Source organism: Mycolicibacterium neoaurum ATCC 25795 (genome assembly GCF_000691525.1).
Lineage (GTDB): Bacteria > Actinomycetota > Actinomycetes > Mycobacteriales > Mycobacteriaceae > Mycobacterium > Mycobacterium neoaurum.
Map to the genome: position 1 here is coordinate 254,650 of NZ_JMDW01000005.1, position 18,609 is coordinate 273,258.

At 66.6% G+C, this 18,609-nt stretch carries 11 protein-coding genes and 1 tRNA gene; 2 read left to right on the top strand and 10 right to left on the bottom strand.

Going from position 1 to position 18,609, the window contains the following annotated elements:
- Nucleotides 1-38: 38 nt before the first annotated feature.
- The 5 genes from IC40_RS0105530 to IC40_RS0105550 all read right to left on the bottom strand — a co-directional run bounded on the left by IC40_RS0105530 (nt 39) and on the right by IC40_RS0105550 (nt 8,454).
- The gene (locus tag IC40_RS0105530; protein ID WP_030133750.1) at nt 39-701 is read right to left on the bottom strand and encodes a DUF8185 domain-containing protein; all 663 of its coding nucleotides are present in this window, start codon (nt 699-701) and stop codon (nt 39-41) included.
- A 60-nt stretch (nt 702-761) separates the two neighbouring features.
- Nucleotides 762-1,175 carry an acyl-CoA thioesterase gene (locus tag IC40_RS0105535; RefSeq protein WP_030133751.1) on the bottom strand — a complete coding sequence of 138 codons (414 nt, stop codon included), beginning with the start codon at nt 1,173-1,175 and terminating at the stop codon, nt 762-764.
- Nucleotides 1,168-6,027, bottom strand: coding sequence for an NAD-glutamate dehydrogenase (locus tag IC40_RS0105540; protein WP_030133752.1), 4,860 nt, complete (start codon nt 6,025-6,027; stop codon nt 1,168-1,170). Before IC40_RS0105540 ends, IC40_RS0105535 begins: the two co-directional genes overlap by 8 nt.
- 217 nt (nt 6,028-6,244) lie before the next feature.
- Complete coding sequence (gene ettA / locus IC40_RS0105545; RefSeq protein WP_030133753.1) at nt 6,245-7,918, bottom strand: energy-dependent translational throttle protein EttA; 1,674 nt, start codon at nt 7,916-7,918, stop codon at nt 6,245-6,247.
- A gap of 77 nt (nt 7,919-7,995) precedes the next feature.
- Nucleotides 7,996-8,454, bottom strand: coding sequence for a single-stranded DNA-binding protein (locus IC40_RS0105550; RefSeq protein WP_030133754.1), 459 nt, complete (start codon nt 8,452-8,454; stop codon nt 7,996-7,998).
- Nucleotides 8,455-8,685: 231 nt separating this feature from the next.
- Between IC40_RS0105550 and pknB the strand changes: the two genes are divergently transcribed.
- A complete protein-coding gene (pknB, locus tag IC40_RS0105555; protein ID WP_030133755.1) occupies nt 8,686-10,527 on the top strand; it encodes a Stk1 family PASTA domain-containing Ser/Thr kinase in 1,842 nt (613 codons plus the stop codon).
- Between the two features lie 19 nt (nt 10,528-10,546).
- Here the strand turns inward: pknB and IC40_RS0105560 are convergent, their stop codons facing one another.
- The 5 genes from IC40_RS0105560 to IC40_RS0105580 all read right to left on the bottom strand — a co-directional run bounded on the left by IC40_RS0105560 (nt 10,547) and on the right by IC40_RS0105580 (nt 18,460).
- A complete protein-coding gene (locus tag IC40_RS0105560; protein WP_030133756.1) occupies nt 10,547-12,556 on the bottom strand; it encodes a bifunctional copper resistance protein CopD/cytochrome c oxidase assembly protein in 2,010 nt (669 codons plus the stop codon).
- Between the two features lie 23 nt (nt 12,557-12,579).
- A complete protein-coding gene (locus IC40_RS0105565) occupies nt 12,580-14,925 on the bottom strand; it encodes a glycerol-3-phosphate 1-O-acyltransferase (protein ID WP_030133757.1) in 2,346 nt (781 codons plus the stop codon).
- Entirely contained in the window at nt 14,922-16,430 is a 1,509-nt protein-coding gene (locus IC40_RS0105570) for an HAD-IB family hydrolase/lysophospholipid acyltransferase family protein (protein WP_030133758.1), read from the bottom strand. The genes IC40_RS0105565 and IC40_RS0105570 overlap by 4 nt, the downstream gene beginning before the upstream one ends.
- On the bottom strand, nt 16,427-17,896 hold the full coding sequence (locus tag IC40_RS0105575; RefSeq protein WP_030133759.1) for a wax ester/triacylglycerol synthase family O-acyltransferase: 1,470 nt from the start codon (nt 17,894-17,896) through the stop codon (nt 16,427-16,429). The genes IC40_RS0105570 and IC40_RS0105575 overlap by 4 nt, the downstream gene beginning before the upstream one ends.
- A gap of 105 nt (nt 17,897-18,001) precedes the next feature.
- A complete protein-coding gene (locus IC40_RS0105580) occupies nt 18,002-18,460 on the bottom strand; it encodes a group I intron-associated PD-(D/E)XK endonuclease (RefSeq protein WP_338101647.1) in 459 nt (152 codons plus the stop codon).
- 34 nt (nt 18,461-18,494) lie between these two features.
- Between IC40_RS0105580 and IC40_RS0105585 the strand changes: the two genes are divergently transcribed.
- Nucleotides 18,495-18,567, top strand: a tRNA-Arg gene (locus IC40_RS0105585).
- The last annotated feature ends 42 nt before the right edge of the window (nt 18,568-18,609 follow it).

Below are 18,609 nucleotides of genomic sequence, written 5' to 3' on the forward strand. Positions count from 1 at the left end.
GCGCTCGCGATCGGTGAGCGAGCGTCAGCGCGCCGAAATCAACGCAGCACCAGAGCCGGATCGCCGAGCCGCCGGTAGACACTGCCGAACCGGGCATCGATGCGCAGCCAGGCCGGGTGGGCACGCACCCGCACGATCTCATCGGAGGCCAGCACATCGGCATTGGGCGGCAGGAACCCCATGGCCGTCAGCGCGAACACGCAGCGCATCGGGATGCCGACACTGGACTCCCCCTCGCTGACGGCCAGCACCTCCTGGTCCAGTAACGATGCGGGTGGACCGTGCGCGCTGCTGTGCTCCTTGGCCAGCGCGGTCCCCCGTTCGGCGAGGTCGAGAATGGCCCAGGCAGGCACATCGTCGTAGTGGGCGAATCCGGTGTCCGGCGGCAGCACACCGCGCCACGCCGAATCCATCGCGAAGCCCGGTTCGACGAAACCCGTTGCGTCCATGGCGGGCAATGTCCGCGACAGCGTGTCGGCGCCGGCGGACAGATCGGTCGGGCGCACCCGGCCGTCGACCACCCGGCAGGCCAGCACATCGAAACCCGTCGACACCCAGGCCACCACCTTGCCGGTGCCGGTGCGTTCCCGGAACCGGATCACCGCCGCGTCGTCGAGGCGCAGCGCACGGTCGACGAATGTCGCGAGATCGTCGCGGTGAGAGCCGTTGTCGAGCCAGAGGCCGCGCTCGGGTGAGCTCACCGCTGCCATTTCCTCTTCGCGCAAGCGCTCATCGCTGCCATTTCCTCTTCGCGCAAGCGCTCATCGGCGGTACCGCTCCAGGTACTCACGGTGGTGCGGCAGCAACCGCACCAACTTCTGTTCGGCGATGTTGAACGCCACCAGCTGTGTCTCGGCGATGACGGCCGGTTTGGAGTCCGGACCGGCGCCCGCGGAGCGCACCTCATAGCCCAGGGTGAAGTCGACCGTGCGCAGCCGGTTCACCCAGATGGTCACCTGCAGCGGCGAATCCATCAGGCGTACCTGGCCCTTGTACTTGACGTTGACCTCGGCGATCAGCAGGCCGATGGTGTCGATGTCGTTGACGAACGGCTCGTGCAGGAAGGGCACCCGTGCCTCTTCCAGCAGCGTGACCATGGTGGCGTGATTGACGTGCTGATACATGTCGATGTCCGACCATCGCACAGCCACCGGCGTGACGAAACGTTCAGCCACTTGTCCCCGTTCCCGAAGTCCTTGTCATGCTACGAATTTGGCGGGCCGCCACCGACAGCGTGGCGAGGTCACGCTGCCCCTCGGACTGGATCTCGTCGAGCGTGCGCTGCGCGCGATCCACCCGGGAGCTGTTGGTGAACTCCCACTCCTCGATCTTCTGCTCACCGGTCTCATCCGGTTCACCGACCGCGAGCACATCGAAGCACAACGCCCGCAGCGAGCCGTAGATATCGTCGCGGATCGCCAGTCGCGCCAACGAATGCCAGCGGTCATCGCGTTCCAGGCCCGAGATCGCGGTAAGCAGTCCGTCGATACCCAGGTGATCCATCAACGCGAAGTAGGTGTCGGCCACCTCCACGGCGTCCCGGTCGGCGATATCGGCGATGTCGATGACGTCGAGCAGGCTGTACCGGTACAGACCGTTGGCCACCGTGTAGGCCAACTCCTTGGACACCCCTTGGGCCTCGAACTCACCGGATTCCTTTGCCACGATCGCCTTGTCGTCACCGCGCAGCCACTGCGGCATCAGGGGGGTCAGCGTGGCCACCTGCTCGGCGAAACGATTGATCTCCGCGCCCACGGCCAGCGGTTGTGGGCGGTAGTTGACCAGCCAGCGTCCCGCCCGGTCGATGAGCCTGCGCAGATCCAGGGTCATCCGGTCGGTGACCGCGGTGGGCAGTCCGCCGATCCCGGCCTCCTTGATATCCCGCCACACCTCGCCGACCTTGAAGATGGCATCCGTGGCGGCATAGGCGCGCACGGCGTCGACCGGTCCGACGCCGGTGTCCTCGGTCATCCGGTAGGCGTAGGTGATGCCGCTGGTGTCCACCAGATCGTTGACCAGCATGGTGGTCACGATCTCGCGGCGCAGTTGATGCGAGCGGATCTCCCCGACGAACCGGTCACGCAGCTCGACGGGGAAGTACTGCGGTATCCGCGCCGCGAACACTTCTTGGTCGGGCAGGTCGGTACGCAGCACCTCGTCCTTGAGCGTGAGTTTGACGTGCGCCATCAGGGTCGCCAACTCTGGCGAGGTCAGCCCGATCCCGATCTCGCGTCGGCGCAGGATCTCCTTCTCCGATGGCAGCGCCTCCAACTCGCGGTTGAGCCCGCGCTCGGTGACGAACTCGCGGATCTGGCGGGCGTGCACGGCCAGCAGGCTGGCCGCATTCGCCCGGCTGGTGCCCATCAGGTCGTTCTGGTCGATGTTGTCGGCCAACACGAGTCGGCCGACCTCGTCAGTCATCGACATCAGCAGCTCGGTGCGCTCATCGGCGCTGACCTTGCCGGTGGTGACCAGCGAGTCGACCAGGATCTTGATGTTGACCTCGTGATCGGAGCAGTCCACCCCGGCCGAGTTGTCCATCGCGTCGGTGTTGATCCGGCCGCCGGCCAGATCGAATTCGATACGACCGCGCTGTGTCACACCGAGGTTGCCACCCTCCCCGACGACCTTGACGCGCAACTGATTTCCGTTGACGCGCACGGCGTCGTTGGCGCGGTCGCCCACATCGGCATCGGATTCGGATTCGGCCTTGATGTAGGTGCCGATGCCACCGTTCCAGAACAGGTCCACCGGCGCGAGCAGGATGGCCTTCATCAGGGCGGGCGGGGTCATCTCCTCCACGCCATCGGGTAGGCCGAGCACCTCTCGCACCTGCGCGCTGATCGGGATCGACTTCTGCGCGCGGCTGAACACGCCGCCGCCCTCGCTGATCAGGCTGGTGTCGTAGTCGGCCCAGCTGGACCGCGGGAGCGCGAACATCCGCTCGCGCTCGGCCCATGAGGCCGCCGGGTCGGGATCGGGGTCGAGGAAGATGTCCCGGTGGTCGAAGGCCGCGACGAGCCGAATGTGCTTGGACAACAACATGCCGTTGCCGAAGACGTCACCGCTCATATCGCCGACACCGACGACGCTGAAGTCCTGGGACTGGGTGTCCACCCCGATCTCACGGAAGTGCCGCTTCACCGATTCCCAGGCACCCCTGGCGGTGATCCCCATCGCCTTGTGGTCGTAGCCGACCGAGCCACCGGAGGCGAACGCGTCACCGAGCCAGAAGCCGTAGGACTTCGCGACGTCGTTGGCGATATCGGAGAAGGTCGCGGTGCCCTTGTCCGCGGCGACCACCAGATAGGCGTCGTCACCGTCGCGGCGCACCACCCCGGCAGGGGTGACCACCTCGCCGGTGGACTTGTCGACATTGTCGGTCAGGTCGAGCAGCCCCGAGATGAACAACCGGTAGCAGGCCACGCCCTCGGCGCGGGTGGCGTCACGGTCGACGGCCGCGTCACCGGTGGGCACCGGCGGCGACTTGACCACGAACCCGCCCTTGGCGCCGACCGGCACGATGACGGCGTTCTTGACCGCCTGCGCCTTGACCAGACCGAGGATCTCGGTGCGGAAGTCCTCGCGGCGGTCCGACCAGCGCAACCCGCCGCGGGCGACGAAGCCGAACCGCAGGTGCACTCCCTCGACGCGCGGCGAGTAGACGAAGATCTCGAATTTGGGTCGGGGCAGCGGTAATTCGTCGATAAGACCGGGGTTCAGCTTGAACGACAGCACGTCCTGGGCCCGCGCCGAGTCCGGTGAGCCGACGAAATAATTGGTACGCAGGGTGGCCTGCACCAGGCTGGCGAAGGCCCGCAGCACCCGATCGGTGTCCAGGCTGACCAATGCGTCGATATCCGCCGCGACGGCAGCAGCGGCGGCCTGCGCATCCAGCGTCCGGCCGGATTCGGCGAGATCGGCTTCCGGGGTGAACAGCGCCTCGAACAGTTCCACCAGCGACCGCGCGGTGCTGGGGTTCCCATTGAGCACTCCTTCGACGAAGGACTGGCTGTACGGGAAACCGGCCTGCCGAAGGTATTTCGCGTAGCCGCGCAGAATGGTGACCTGTTGCCAGGTCAGCCCCGCGCGCAGCACGAGTTCGTTGAAGTGGTCGATTTCGGCGCGGCCGTGCCAGATCGCGGTGACGGTGTCGGCGAACCGGCGCGCCACATCCTCGATCTGCGAGTCGGGAGTCGACGGGATCGACTGATGTGGGGACACCCGGAACTGATAGATCCATACCGGCAACCCGTCCGGGCGGGTGACCATGAAGGGGCGTTCCTCGAGCACCACCACGCCCATGCACTGCAGCATCGGCAACAGCTCCGACAGTGACGCCGAACGCCCGCCCAGATACCAGGTCAGCCAGTCGACGCGGTCCTGACCGCCGTCGCGGAACACCAGCTTGACCGAATTGTCCTGCAGTTCATCGATGATCGCGATGTCATCGATGGCTTCCTGCGGTGTGAACGCCTGCTTGTACACCTCGGGGAAGGCGTTCGCGTAATGCTCCGCCGACCCCTGACTCAGGGAGCCCGACTTGACCGATCCGATCAGCCGGTCCGCCCAGGTGCGCGCCGCCTCGGTCAGCAGTTGTTGGATCCGGTCCTCGTTCTCCGCCGAGGTGTCGATATCGGAGCGTTGCGCACCGTCGGGCATCTTGACGGTGAAGTGCACCAGCGCCCATGGTGATTCGCTGACCCGCGCTGCGTAATCGATGCTCGCGCCACCGAGTTCACGCACCAGGATGTCCTGCATCGCCAGCCGCACCGCGGTGGTGTAGCGATCGCGCGGCAGGTACACCAATGCCGAGACGAAATGGCCGAGCTGGTCGGCGCGCAGGAACAGCAGGGTGCGCCGCAACGACCCGAGATCGACCACGGCCCGCGCCATCTCCATCAGGTCCGGGGTGTGCAGCGCGAAGAGCTCGGAACGCGGGATCGTCTGGATGACATCGAGCATCAGTTGGCCGGGATGGCTGGGATCCGAATGCGACTGCGCCAGCACCTCATCGACCCGCCGAGAGATCAGCGGGATCTCCAGCACATTGGCGTTCATGGCGGCGATGGTGAACAGCCCGACGAATCGGTGCTCGATGGCCTGACTGGACGAAGATCCCGCCGGGTTCTCACGGACCACCACGATGTAGGGATAGGCGCCGTACCGGACGAAACTGGGCATGGTGGCCTGGGCGAGCACCAGCAGGTCGTCGGTGTCGGTGAGCTGGGGCAGCACATCGGTGCGCAGTTTGAGCACGCCGAGGCGACTGGCCGGATCGACGGTTGCCGCACCGTGCTGCACCGCGCAACGTTGATAGCCGAGCAGGACGAAGTGACCGTCACCGAGCCAGTGCAGCAGGGCGGCCACATCCCGGCGGTCCGGGCCCAGGAAATGCCCGGCATGGTCGGAGTCCAGCGCATTGGCCAAGCCGATCAACGTCGCGTTCAACGCCGCCGAATCGGCGGCCACCTCACGTGCGTCGGCCAGTACCGAGGGCAGCAGCTCGGTGACCCGTGCGACGGCATCGGCATCGGCGGAGGCGGCCAGCCGGATGTGCACCCACATCTCGTGCGTTCCGTCGACCGCCGTATCGGGATCTCCCGCCGGCGCAAGCGCCAAGAGCTCGCCGTCGCTGTTGCGGCTGACCCGCAGCACCGGGTTCATCACGCCGACATAGGCCACGCCGAGCCGGTGCAGTAAGACCGTCACCGAGTCCATCAGCATCGCGCTGTGGTCGGTCACGATCTGGATGGCCGGACCGAAACCGGCCGGGTCGTCGGCCGGGTACACCGCGACGACGGTCTCTCCCGGTGTGCGGCGATGACCGAGCTTGGCGTGGGCGGTGATCAGCTCCGGGGGCACCGCCGTGGTGGTGGGCCGCGCGATCGGAGCGGTGACCGCGGTATCGGCGGTCGGCGCGTCACCGAAGGGGCCGTGATGGGTCTCGGCGTAGGCGTCGGACAGCCGCGCCAGGGCACCCCGATCCAGATGCCACTGTTCGGTCGTTCCGGGGTTCACCGTCATGGGCGAAGGCTCCTCACTGAGACTTCTTGGGGACTACTCGGGGACTTCTCGGTCGTACTCGTTGCCTGGCGCAGCAACCACACGAGCGACCCTATCCCCCTCGCGTGACCTTTGGTCGCAGTCCCACACGTTCAGCCCCACCTGAACGACGAAATGGTCGCCGGATGTCATCATCCGGCAACCATTTCGTTGTTTTCAGTCTCCGTGACCGAGGTTTTCAGTCGCGAGTCAGCTTGCGGTGCGTGACCCGGTGCGGGCGGGCCGCGTCGGCACCCAGACGGGCGATCTTGTTCTCTTCGTAGGCGCCGAAGTTGCCCTCGAACCAGAACCACTTCGCCTCGTTGTCGCTGTCGCCCTCCCACGCCAGGATGTGGGTACAGGTGCGGTCCAGGAACCAGCGGTCGTGGGAGATCACCACCGCGCATCCGGGGAACTGCTCGAGCGCGTTCTCCAACGAGGAGAGCGTCTCGACGTCGAGGTCGTTGGTCGGCTCGTCGAGCAGGATCAGGTTGCCGCCCTCCTTGAGGGTCAGCGCGAGGTTCAGCCGGTTGCGCTCACCACCGGAGAGCACACCGGCCGGCTTCTGCTGATCGGGTCCCTTGAAGCCGAACGCCGACACGTAGGCCCGCGACGGGATCTCGTTCTGCCCGACCTCGATGTAGTCCAGCCCGTCGGAGACGACCTCCCAGACGTTCTTCTTCGGGTCGATACCGGAGCGGCTCTGGTCGACATAGCTGAGCTTGACGGTCTCGCCGACTTTCACGGTGCCGCTGTCGGGCTCTTCGAGGCCCACGATCGTCTTGAACAGCGTGGTCTTACCGACACCGTTGGGGCCGATGACGCCGACGATGCCGTTGCGGGGCAGGGTGAAGGACAGGTCCTTGATCAGGATGCGGCCGTCGAAACCCTTGTCGAGGTGGCTGACCTCGACGACGGTGTTGCCCAGTCGCGGCGGAGCCGGAATCTGGATCTCCTCGAAGTCGAGCTTGCGCGTCTTCTCGGCCTCGGCGGCCATCTCCTCGTAGCGGTCCAGTCGGGCCTTGTTCTTCGCCTGGCGCGCCTTGGCACCCGAGCGCACCCAGGCAAGTTCTTCCTTCAACCGCTTCTGCAGCTTCTGGTCCTTCTTGCCCTGCACCTCCAGTCGCTCGGCCTTCTTCTCCAGGTAGGTGGAGTAGTTGCCCTCATAGGGGTAGGCGCGACCGCGGTCGAGTTCCAGGATCCACTCGGCGACATTGTCCAGGAAGTAGCGGTCGTGGGTGACGGCCAGGATGGCGCCCTTGTAGTCGGCGAGGTGCTGCTCCAACCACAGCACGCTCTCGGCGTCGAGGTGGTTGGTTGGCTCGTCGAGCAGCAGCAGGTCCGGCTTGCTCAGCAGCAGCTTGCACAGCGCGACGCGACGCTTCTCACCACCGGACAGGTGGGTGACCGGCTCGTCGGGCGGCGGGCAACGCAGCGCGTCCATGGCCTGCTCCAGCTGCGAATCGATATCCCACGCGTCGGCGGCATCGAGCTCTTCCTGCAGCTGGCCCATCTCCTCCATGAGCTCATCGGTGTAGTCGGTGGCCATCAGCTCGGCGACCTCGTTGTACCGGTTGAGCTTGGCCTTGATGGCGACGCCGGCCTCGACGTTCTCCCGGACCGTCTTGGTCTCGTCGAGCTCGGGCTCCTGCATCAGGATTCCGACCGTCGCTCCGGGCTGGAGGAAGGCGTCGCCATTGTTGGGCTGATCGATGCCGGCCATGATCTTGAGGACGCTGGACTTACCGGCGCCGTTGGGGCCAACCACGCCGATCTTGGCCCCCGGCAGGAAGTTCAGGAAGACGTCGTCAAGGATGACCTTGTCGCCGTGCGCCTTGCGCACCTTGCGCATCGTGTAGATGAATTCGGCCATGCCGTCGTCATGCCTTTCGTCTGGCTGCAGATCGCGTAAAACTCGCATCCCATCCTAGGCACCGGCCGAACACCCGGTTACGCCGACAGGGACAGCCCCTGCTCGGCGACCACATCGGGAGCCCTATCGGGGACCGCGTCCTCGGCGTCGGATTCGTCATGTGGTGCCGGGGTCTCGACTGCACGGGTGCGTTCCAGCTTCGCGCGGCATCTGCTGAGATCGGGACCCACCGAGTTGGCCCGCACCTCGACCGAGGTCCGGCGGTTTCCGTCCCTGTCCTCGTACTCGTCGGTGTGGATGTACCCGACCACCACGACCGGATCGCCCTTGTAGAGCACGCTGGTGATCCCCTCGGCGACCTTGCCCCAGCAGTTGACGGTGACGAACAGCGAGTTGCCGCTCTCCCAGCTGCCATCGGGCATCTTGCGCCGCGAGTTGCTGACCACCCGGAAGCGGACGAAGTCCTGATCACCGACGCGCCGGGCGGCGGGGTCGGTGGCGACGGTGCCGACGATGGAAAACGGGGTCTCGAACATGGCATGCCTTTCGGGTCGTGCGCGGCGCCCGGTGGCACCGGCCTGTGCACCTATTGACCCGGCGTGAACCGACACCGCGGCGCGACACACGCACGCCGCGGGTGATGCTGTGGATGAATCCGCAACTGTGGATAACTGCCGGGTTACCGCCCACCGGCCACCCACCGCGATGCTTTGCGCGATGATCGACGGTGTGGCAGATGAGGGCACCGCAGTGATCGGACGCGCGCAATGACGATGCCGCAACGTCTGACGGACCGCTATGAGCTGGGCGAACTGCTCGGCTTCGGTGGCATGTCGGAGGTGCACAGGGCGCGCGATATCCGGCTGCACCGCGACGTGGCGATCAAGATCCTGCGCGCCGATCTGGCCCGCGATCCGAACTTCTCCCAACGGTTCCGGCGTGAGGCTCGGCACACCGCGGCGCTGAACCATCCGTCGATCGTCGCGGTGTACGACACCGGCGAGGCACAGACCTCGACCGGCAGGTTGCCGTTCCTGGTCATGGAGTACGTCGACGGTATGACCGTCAGCCAGCTGATCCAGCAGCACGGGACATTGCCCCCGGCACAGGCGATGGCCATCATCGACGGGGTCTGCACGGCGTTGGAGTTCAGCCACAGCCGCGGCATCGTGCACCGCGATATCAAGCCCGCCAACATCATGGTCACGCCCAGCGGCGCGGTGAAGGTCATGGACTTCGGGATCGCCCGCTCGATGAACGCCACCACCGGTGACCGGCTTACGGCCACCTCGGCGGTCGTCGGCACGGCGGCCTACTTCTCCCCCGAACAGGCGCGCGGTCAGCAGGTCGACGCCCGCACCGACGTGTACTCGCTCGGCTGTGTGCTCTACGAGATGCTCACCGGGCAGGCGCCCTTCACCGGCGACACCCCGTTGTCGGTGGCCTACCAGCACGTGCGGGAACGCCCGGTCGCGCCGTCCAAGCGTCACCCCGGCATCTTCCCCGAGCTCGATGCGGTGGTTCTGACGGCACTGGCCAAGAAGCCGGGCAAGCGCTACCAGAGCGCCGCCGACCTGCAGGCAGACCTACGCCGGGTCAGTGCCGGCGGCAGCCCGGTGGCCACGGCGCCGCAAGCCGACGAACTCGATACACCCGATGCCGGTGAGCCCGCCGGGCCGATCACCCTGCAGATGCCCGCGCAGCCGGCCCGCGGCAGGACTCGGCGCTGGGCCATCGCCGGTGCGCTCGCGGCGGTGCTGGCATTGGTGGCCGGCGGCGTCTACGTCGTCGGCGCACTGAACCGGGTCCAGGTGCCCGATGTGACGGGCCTGGATCGTGCGGCGGCGGTGAGCCAATTACAGGACCGCGGCCTCGATCCCACGGTCGACACCATGCCCGACGGCACGGTGCAGGCCGGTCAGGTGATCGGTACCGATCCAGCCGCGGGTTCGTCGGTCTCCGAGGGCGGCGACATCACCGTCAACGTGTCGACCGGGCCGGAACAGCGTCGGGTGCCCGATGTCGCGTCGATGTCCTACGAGGATGCCGTGCGGGCACTGCGGGATGCCGGTTTCGACAACGTCCGCCGCCAACCGCAGGCCTCCTCGGCCGAACAGCTCGACCGGGCCATCGGCACCGAACCCGCCGCCGGTCAGGATTCGGCCACCAGCAACGAGATCGTCATCATGGTCGGGTCGGGGCCATCCTCGCGGCTACTGCCCGATGTCACCGGCCAGACCGTCGAGCAGGCCACCAAGAACCTCAACACCGCCGGTTTCACCACGATCCTGCAGGCCGATACCGACGGTGTGCTGGCCGCCGGTGAGGTGGCGGGCACCGATCCGGCGCCGGGGGCATCGGTCGCCACCGACGCCCCCATCACGCTGAAGGTGTCCCGCGGGAATCAGTTCCCGATGCCGGACCTCACCGGGTTGTTCTACGCCGACGCCCTGCAGCAGCTGCAGGCGCTCGGCTTCACCGGCCGACTGCTCAAGGGCCCCGATGTGGACGCGGGCGGTGACCGGCGCGCCCGGGTGGTGCGCCAAGACCCCGCGCCGCGCGCCGGGGTGAACCGCGACGGGACCATCACGGTGAGCTACGGCAGCTGAACCGGCTACCGGGTCTTCGTTACGAGGTCTTGTTGCGGCTGTCGATATCGGCGAGCTTGGCCAGCATGTTGTTATAGGCCGCCAGCTCGGCGTCCTCGTCGCGATCGGCGGCGCGGTCGAGTCGTTTGGCCGCACGGTTGTCGCTGCGTCGCCACTGGATCAACAGCGCGAGCATCACCAGCACCAACGGAACCTCACCGGCCGCCCAGGCGATACCTCCGCCGAGCTTCTGGTCGGCGAGCAGATCGGGATTCCACGGCAACTGCAGCGAGCGGTAGAAGTCACCGGCCAGCACGGTGTTCATCCCCATCATGACCACGCCGAAGAAGGCGTGCAGCGGCAGTGAACCGAACACCATGGCGAGCTTGCCCAGCGGCGGAATCGGCCGCGGGGTGGGGTCCACCCCGATGACCACCCAATAGAACAGGTAACCGCTGAGCAGGAAGTGCACGTTCATCGCCAGGTGCGCACCGTGACTGTCGGCCGCGGCGTCGAAGATGCCGCCGAAGTACAGCCCGTAGAACCCCGCGACGAAGATCGCGGTCGACACGACGGGGTTCGTGAAGAACTGGGACACCTTGCTGTGCAAGGCGGCCAACAGCCACTCACGCGGCCCGGGCGGCCGACCCTTGCCCGCGGTGGGCAACGCGCGCAGCGCAAGCGTCACCGGCGCGCCGAGCACCAGCAGCACCGGCACCAACATCGACAACAGCATGTGGGCCGTCATGTGCATGCTGAACATCGCGGGCATATACCGGCCCAGACCCGATGACGTCGTGAACAGCAGCGCCGCACATCCCAGTAGCCAGGCGAGGATCCGTCCGGCGGGCCAGCCGTCACCGCGTCGGCGCAGCCGCACCACCGCGAGCACGTAGACGGTGGCCGCGATGATCGCCGCGGTGCCGAAGATCAGGTCGAGGCGCCATTCGAACAGGATTCGGGCCAGCGTCGGCGGGCCGGAGAGGTCGTAGCCGATGGCGACCTCGGTGATCGACGGCAGCCGCACCGGCGGCGGTGGCGGGGTGCGGCCGAGCGCGACCGCGAGCCCGAAGGTGATCCCGAAGATCAGCGATTCGACCAACGCCAGCCGGATCAGCGGGCCGCGCGCGGTGGGGTCGGCCGCCAGCGCGGTGACGCTGCGCCTGCGCTGCAGCCAGCCGAGGACACCGAGTGCCACCAACGCCGTCATTTTGCCGACGAGTAGCCATCCGTAGGTCTGGGTGAACAGGTCGGACGGTTGGATCCGAACCAGCGCGTTACCGACACCGGACAGCGCCATGGCGAAGAAACACCACACCGCAATCCGGGAGAACCGCCTGGCCGCCAGGTCGGTGTGCTCGCCCCCGCGAAACGCCAGCGCCCACAGCGCCAGCAACCCGCCGGCCCACAGCACTCCGGCGATCAAGTGGATGAGCAGACTGTTCGTGGCGATGTCGTGACTGCCGCCGGAGGACGAGTGTCCGGTCAAAGCCAGCGGCAACAGGGTGATCAGGGAGCCGGCCAGCAGCACCGGCGTCCACGACCAGCGCAGCACCGGGATGCTGGCGACCGTGACGATGGCCGCGAGCAGCGCCGTCCACCGCCAAGTGCCTGCGGTCTCGACCATGCTGGCCACGGTCCAGATATCGACCGGGTTGAGTCGGTCGACCAGCGGAGCCCCGGTGATATCGGAGACCGTCAGCGGCACCAACAGCACCGCGCACACCGTCCAGGCGCCGGCGGCGACGGTCCCGGTCCGCAGTGCCCGGTACCCGGCCACGTCCAACACACCGCTGCGTTGCGGCGGGACAAGGAACGCGGCCATCAGGAAGGAGCCGACGGCGACGGCGGCCGCGATCTCACCGGCGGCCCGGACGAACGGGAGCCCGTATGTGGTGGCCGGGCCGGGGTTGGGCAGCCCGGTGGCGGCCAACGCGTCGACCAGCGACAGGCCACCGATACCGGCGGCGACCGCGCCGGCCAACAATGCGACACCCCACAGCGTCGGCCAGACGGCGCGCACGCGCACCGGGGCGGCAACGGTAGTCATGCCGTCAAGGGTAGGCGGGGGTCTCAGCCGTCCGCGGGGCGGCGTGACTCCCGCTCGCGCCGGCGGTACTGGCGGAACGCCGTCTTCTCGACGGTGTTCAGGTCGGCGAGGATCCCACGGATCTCGGTGAGGAAGCCCTGACGCCGTTCGGACAGATCGGGCGCACGACGCAGCAGGTTCTGATCGGCGACCACCTGCCGGGCCGTGGCGAACAACAATGCCGATACCGATTCGGCGCTGCGCACCCTGCCCTGGGCGACGTGCTGACGTCCGACGCCGAGCGCGAGCTTGGTCAGATCGGGTTCGGAGATCTCGGAGGAAGCGTCGCGCAGCACGTCGGCGACGATCTCGTAGGCCTCGAAGAACGGACGCAACATGGCCGCACCCAACAGTGGCTGCTTGACGCGTAGCAGCTCGAGGATCGACGCGGGACCCTCGGCGATGCGCTCCTCCCAGCCGTCCACCCAGCTCATCTCCCGGGTGACATTCTCGCGGAAGGCCACCGAGTCGGCGAAGTAGAACTCGAACTTGAGCAGGTCGCGCAGCCGCAGCACCTGCGACCAGAACGCGTCGAGCCAATCGGACTCGGCGGTCGCGGCGTGCGCGAGTGCCAGTTCGATGATCGAGGTCTCCAGGAACGCGTAGATGATCGAGTTGCGGTAGAACGCCGCTTCGTGTTCGTTCTCCGGCGCGATCCGCCACACCGGTTCGCGGCCACCGTCGACCCTGGTGACCGGATGCCCGCCGGAGAGCGCATCCACCGCGGCGCGCACCCCCTCCTTGGTGCGCAATCGCAGCACGCTGTTGGTCATCGGGATCTCGCGGCGCTCAAGGTAATCCAGGGCGTCAGCGAAGGTGTGGTGCAGTTGGTCGACGGTCAGGGCCACCCCGCGGGCGGCCAGCAGCAGCGCCGAGACCAGACCGGTGGCATTGACCGGGGTGACCTGCACGATGCGCCAGGCCACCTCGAAGGCCATCTTCTGCATGGCAAGACGTTTCGCCTCGGGGCTAGCGGCGATGGGACCATTGGGTTCGCCGAGATACTGCCGCATGGACACCGCTTCGGGGAACCGGACGTAGATCTTGCCGTAGTTGCGTTCGCCCTGCGCCTTGATGAAGTTGTAGAGCCAGCTGACGCTTTCGGGCGTCTTCTCCCCGCCGCGCGCATACTCGGCGTATTCGGCGGTCTCGTGCAGTTGGTCGAAACTGATCGACACCGGCTGCAGCAGGATGTCCTCACTGCGGCCGTCGAGATAAGCGTCGGCGACGTAGGACAACAGACCGAGCTTGGGCGGCAACATCTTTCCGGTGCGCGACCGGGTGCCTTCGATGGACCAGTTGAGGTTGAACCGCTTCTCCACGATATAGCCGACGAACTGGCGTAGCACGTACTTGTACAGCGGATCGTCGAGTTTGCGGCGCAGGAAGATCACCCCGGAGTGCCGGAAGATCGGGCCCATGAAACCGAATGACAGGTTGATCCCGGCGAAGGTGTGCACCGGCGGTAACCGGTTCTCCTGCATGGCAACCGGGACGATGACACCGTCTAGATAGGAGCGATGGGAGAACAGCAGCACGGCGGGATGGACCTCCAGCGCCCCGCGCATGGCCTCGATCTCGGCGCTGTCATAGTCGATGTGCGGATCGAAACCGCGGCTGAAGATCGCGCGCCCCAGGGTGGGGATCAGGTCGACCGAGAACCGGCTCCAGCCGGTGGAGAGCTCGTCGAGCATCTCTCCGGCCTTCTCGATGGTGGCACCGGGGATCTGGTCCAATCCCTCCCGGAACCGCGCTGAGGCCAGCATTTCCGGCTTCACCAGCCGCGGCGACTTGTACTCGGGCCCGAGCAGTCGCAGTTCGACCCGTTCGATCGCCAGAATCGCCCTGCGGATGACGAAACGGGCGAATTCGCGCGGGTTCTCGGCAGTGGTGGTGTCCTGCCACTGCTGGCGGAGCTCGGAGACCTTAGCCGGTTCACCGGCAACCACCCGCGCCCGGGCCGGGTCCTTCCGAAGGATTCGGCGCTGCAGCAGTTCCGGCGGCCGATAGGTGTCGCGCCCGGAGATCAGGGCGACCACCTTGGAGCGGGTGGGCAATCCGCCGGGCACCCAGAAGATGCGCACCGGCACAACGGATCGGTCCGGGTCCGCCGAGAGCAGTTGGACCAAGCGGGCCATCACGGTGGCGGGCGGATCATCGGAATGATCGGGCAGCAGCAGCACCTCGACCCGGGCCTCGGGCCGCTCGCGCTGCTGTTGGGCCAGCCAGTGGTCGAGCAACTCCTGCTCGGCGGGCGAGCCGACCGCGGCCAACACCAGGGTGTCCCCGGTCGGACTGAAGGTGGCGAAATCCTCAGCGACCGGTTTCACTGGCGCCCTTTCCGATTGCGATAGACGGCGTGGTCGGGCAGATCGCCGACGGGCCACGATGCCAGCGTGTCCAGATACAGCTGGCGCACCTCGGCGATCCGCTCCGTCAGATTGTCCTGGTTCCAGTCGTCGACGGGTATCGGCGGGAAGACGGCGACATCGACATTGCCTGCGTTGAACGTGCTGGAGTCGCGGGCGGCGATGACCTCTGCGTTGCGGATGACGATCGGCACGATCGGGATGCCCGCGGCCATCGCAATGCGGAAAGGCCCCTTCTTGAACGGGCCCACCTCGGTGGTGTCCAGCCGGGTGCCCTCCGGCGCGATCAGGATCGAAAGCCCCTTCTTGGCAAGCTCTTCCACCTTGTGCAGGCCCTCGACCGCAGACTGGGTGTCCTCCCGGTCGATGAACGCGGCGTCCATCACCTTGCCGAGCGGACCCATCAGCGGGTTGCGCTCGAGCTCCTTTTTCCCCACCCCGGTGAAGTCGGTGTTGACCAGATGGCCGGCGATCATCGGGTCGGCCTGATTACGGTGGTTGAAGATGAACACCGCAGGCCGTTGTTTGGTCAGATTCTCCCTGCCGAGCACATTGAGCCCGATGCCGGTGGTCAGCATCAGCAGCTTGCTCCAGTTGGAGGTGAAGAAGTTGACGCCGACCCGTTTGTTGCGCGTCAGCAACCCCAACCCGATGGCACCGGCGGCCACCGTGGGAATGGTGGCCAGGCTGGCCAGGGTGCGGATCTGCGAGATGGGGCTACTGCCGCTGCGGCTGGTGAACTTGAGGATCGGCCATCCCCGCTTGGCAGCCACCGCGGCCAGTTTCCCGGCCGGGTTGGTCGGCCGCGGGTTACCGACGAGGTACATCAGCGCGACATCTTCGTCGCCGTCGGCATAGAAGTAACTCTTGGCCAGATCGACGCCGTTCTCGGCCGAGAACTTTTGTACCGCATGGGCTTTGCCGGGTCCCCAGATGATCGGCTCGGCGACCTCACCGGTGATCAGTCCGTCATCGTCGGCGATGAACTTGTTGCTCAAGATGTTGTCGATGCCCAGGAATTCGGCGACGGGCTCGACCTGCACGGTCAACGCACTGGAACTCAGCACGACGGTGTGTCCGCGGGCCTGGTGGGCACGCACCAACGCGCGCATCTCGGGGTAGACACGGTCCCGGACATGCTGGACGAACAGCCGCTCGCCCAGCTCGTCGAGATCAGTGAGCGAGTTCCCGCGCAGCATCCGGGCACCCTTGCCGATCAGATCCTCGAACTCCGAACGACCGAGTTGATGGTTGATACCGGCCTGCACCATCCCGATGAACTCGCCCGCGCTCATCTGGCCGCGGCGCAGCCGGTCCTGGGTCATCAACACGCCCGTGAACCCGGCCACCAACGTTCCGTCCAGGTCGAAGAAGGCACCGACCTCGGGCCCCTCGGGGCTGGCCTCGATCTCGGCCACCGTTCCTGGCAGCCGCATCACCGGCGATTCGCCGTCGGCGGGACTCATTGCGCGGCACTCCCATTCGACGGTGCGGTTTCGGACAAACTGAACGACGCGGCCACGGTCCGACCTGCGCCGCCGAGGGCCAGGACCTCGTCGAAGCCCTCGACGAGACTGCGTCGCCACAGCTCTCCGTCGATGATGGCGGCCCTGTCGTAACGCGTGGTGACCGTGACATATCCGCCACGCGAGACCAGCACCGCCATCATCGCCACACCCGGTAACGGACCAAGTCCGTAATGCCGCAGCACCTTTGCCCCGGCGATAAAGGTGTCGCCGGGATAGACGGGCACATTGGAGGCCTGGACATCGGAGTTCACCACCGAACCGGCGACCGATTCGAGCACAGCGTCGGGCAGGAAACTGGCGATCGGAGCGATCGAACCGACCATGTCGATCGCCCGTTCCTCGCGCTTGCTGGTCATCTGCGATCGAATGGCCTTGATCCGGCGTTCGGGGTCGGCGATACCGATCGGTGCGGCGAGATTGATACCGGCGAAACGGTTTCCGCCGGCCGGGTCGTCGTCGGAGCGCAGATTGACCGGTACGGCCATGGGCAATGTATCGATCGGCATGCCCTTGGCGACGTGGTAACGCCGCAGCGCCCCGCACAGGCCGGCCAGGTAGGCGTCGTTGATGGACCCACCGACGGCCTTGGCGGCCGTGTGCAGATCGGCGAACACGATATCGATCGCCTCGCTGTGCGAGCTCAGGCTGCGCCGACGCAACAACGGTGAGTGGTCGGCCACCGGCCGCGAGACCCGGGTTGTCGACAGTGCGTAATCGACGAAGCCGCTGACCGCCGCCGCCGGATCCTTGACGACGTCGGTAACCGCATGCAGCGCACCGCCGACCAGACCCAGCACGCTGTTGGTGATCTTCATGGGCATCCGATTGAGGCCCAGTTTCATCAGGTCGTTGGACGACAGATCCTGTGGAATCGGCAGCGGCGCAAGCTGGCCGATCTCGACATCGCGCTCCAGATTGTAGATGTGGGCGAACATCTCGACGGTGCCGACACCGTCGGCTACGGCATGGCTCAGGTGCAGGATGGTGGCGGACCGACCGTCGGCCAGACCCTCGACGAGGGTGGCGCTCCACAGTGGTCGGGTGATGTCCATCGGCGACTGCAGCGCGATCTCGGCGATGTCGAGGACCTCGCGCAGGGTGCCCGGTTCGGGTGCCCGCACCCTGCGGACGTGGAAGTCGAGGTTGAAATCCGGATCGACCACCCAGCGCGGCGCCGCGGTGGGCAGCGTCGGCATCACCACCTTCTGGCGTAGCCGAAGCACCTTGCGGGATGCCTGCTCGAACACTGCCCGGAACCGCTCCCAATCGGGCGTCGTGTCAAGTAGTTCGACACCCATGATCCCGGACCGCGTCCGCGGGTTGGCCTCACCGCGGTGCAGCAGCGTATCGACGCCGTTCAGTTTCTGGGGCAGCCCCGCCGCATCCAACGGCACTCTGCTCATCGCGCGAACTCTCCTCCTGATAACGCCCCTCGTGCAGCGTCCACGCTAGTCGGCGTCACGGCGACGCGACGCCCCTTTCGCTGGGAGCGCGCAACCTCACAGCCATCACGCCGACACGCGCGCGCCCCCGGGTGGCTCCGGCAGATCGCGGAACGCCGCGGCAGCCAGGATCCGCTTCTGCTGACCATTCCTCGGCGCGGCGATCCGCAAGTTCACCGAGACACCGTGATCGGTCGGCCGGATGTAGTAGCACTCGTCGGTGTCGGGGCAGTAGATGCAGATGACGTCGACGGCGTCCTTGTCGATGGGCGTCCGATGCACTCCGTGGCGGTCAGTCCAGTTCGAGCTCAACTTGAGCGTAACCACGCCTCGTCTCATCGATCGGTACTTCACCTGGACGCGGTAGAACACCCCTGAGGAGTACGCCACGAGGTCGAACGGAGCATGTTCAGTCGCCGGGAAAAGGACGTCGAACCCTTTTGTAACCAGGTCCGCAAACGCTTTCGCGACCCCGAGGTCGCCCTTGTCCTTTGTGTGGTGTTTCGCCATCGATTGCCCATCCATCGAATCTGGCGCGTTCGGCTAGGGTGATTGCGCCGCCCCCGTAGCTCAGCGGATAGAGCAGGCGCCTTCTAAGCGCTTGGCCGCAGGTTCGATCCCTGCCGGGGGCACTTATTTGTACAACCGCGTGTGGCATCGCGAGCCGGGTGCGC

Coding starts and splice junctions, on each gene's coding strand:
- IC40_RS0105570 (WP_030133758.1), bottom strand. CDS start 16,430: ATGAGTCCCGCCGACGGCGAATCGCCGGTGATGCGGCTGCCAGGAACG.
- IC40_RS0105550 (WP_030133754.1), bottom strand. CDS start 8,454: ATGTTCGAGACCCCGTTTTCCATCGTCGGCACCGTCGCCACCGACCCC.
- pknB (WP_030133755.1), top strand. CDS start 8,686: ATGACGATGCCGCAACGTCTGACGGACCGCTATGAGCTGGGCGAACTG.
- IC40_RS0105560 (WP_030133756.1), bottom strand. CDS start 12,556: ATGACTACCGTTGCCGCCCCGGTGCGCGTGCGCGCCGTCTGGCCGACG.
- ettA (WP_030133753.1), bottom strand. CDS start 7,918: ATGGCCGAATTCATCTACACGATGCGCAAGGTGCGCAAGGCGCACGGC.
- IC40_RS0105575 (WP_030133759.1), bottom strand. CDS start 17,896: ATGAGCAGAGTGCCGTTGGATGCGGCGGGGCTGCCCCAGAAACTGAAC.
- IC40_RS0105580 (WP_338101647.1), bottom strand. CDS start 18,460: ATGGATGGGCAATCGATGGCGAAACACCACACAAAGGACAAGGGCGAC.
- IC40_RS0105540 (WP_030133752.1), bottom strand. CDS start 6,027: ATGACGGTGAACCCCGGAACGACCGAACAGTGGCATCTGGATCGGGGT.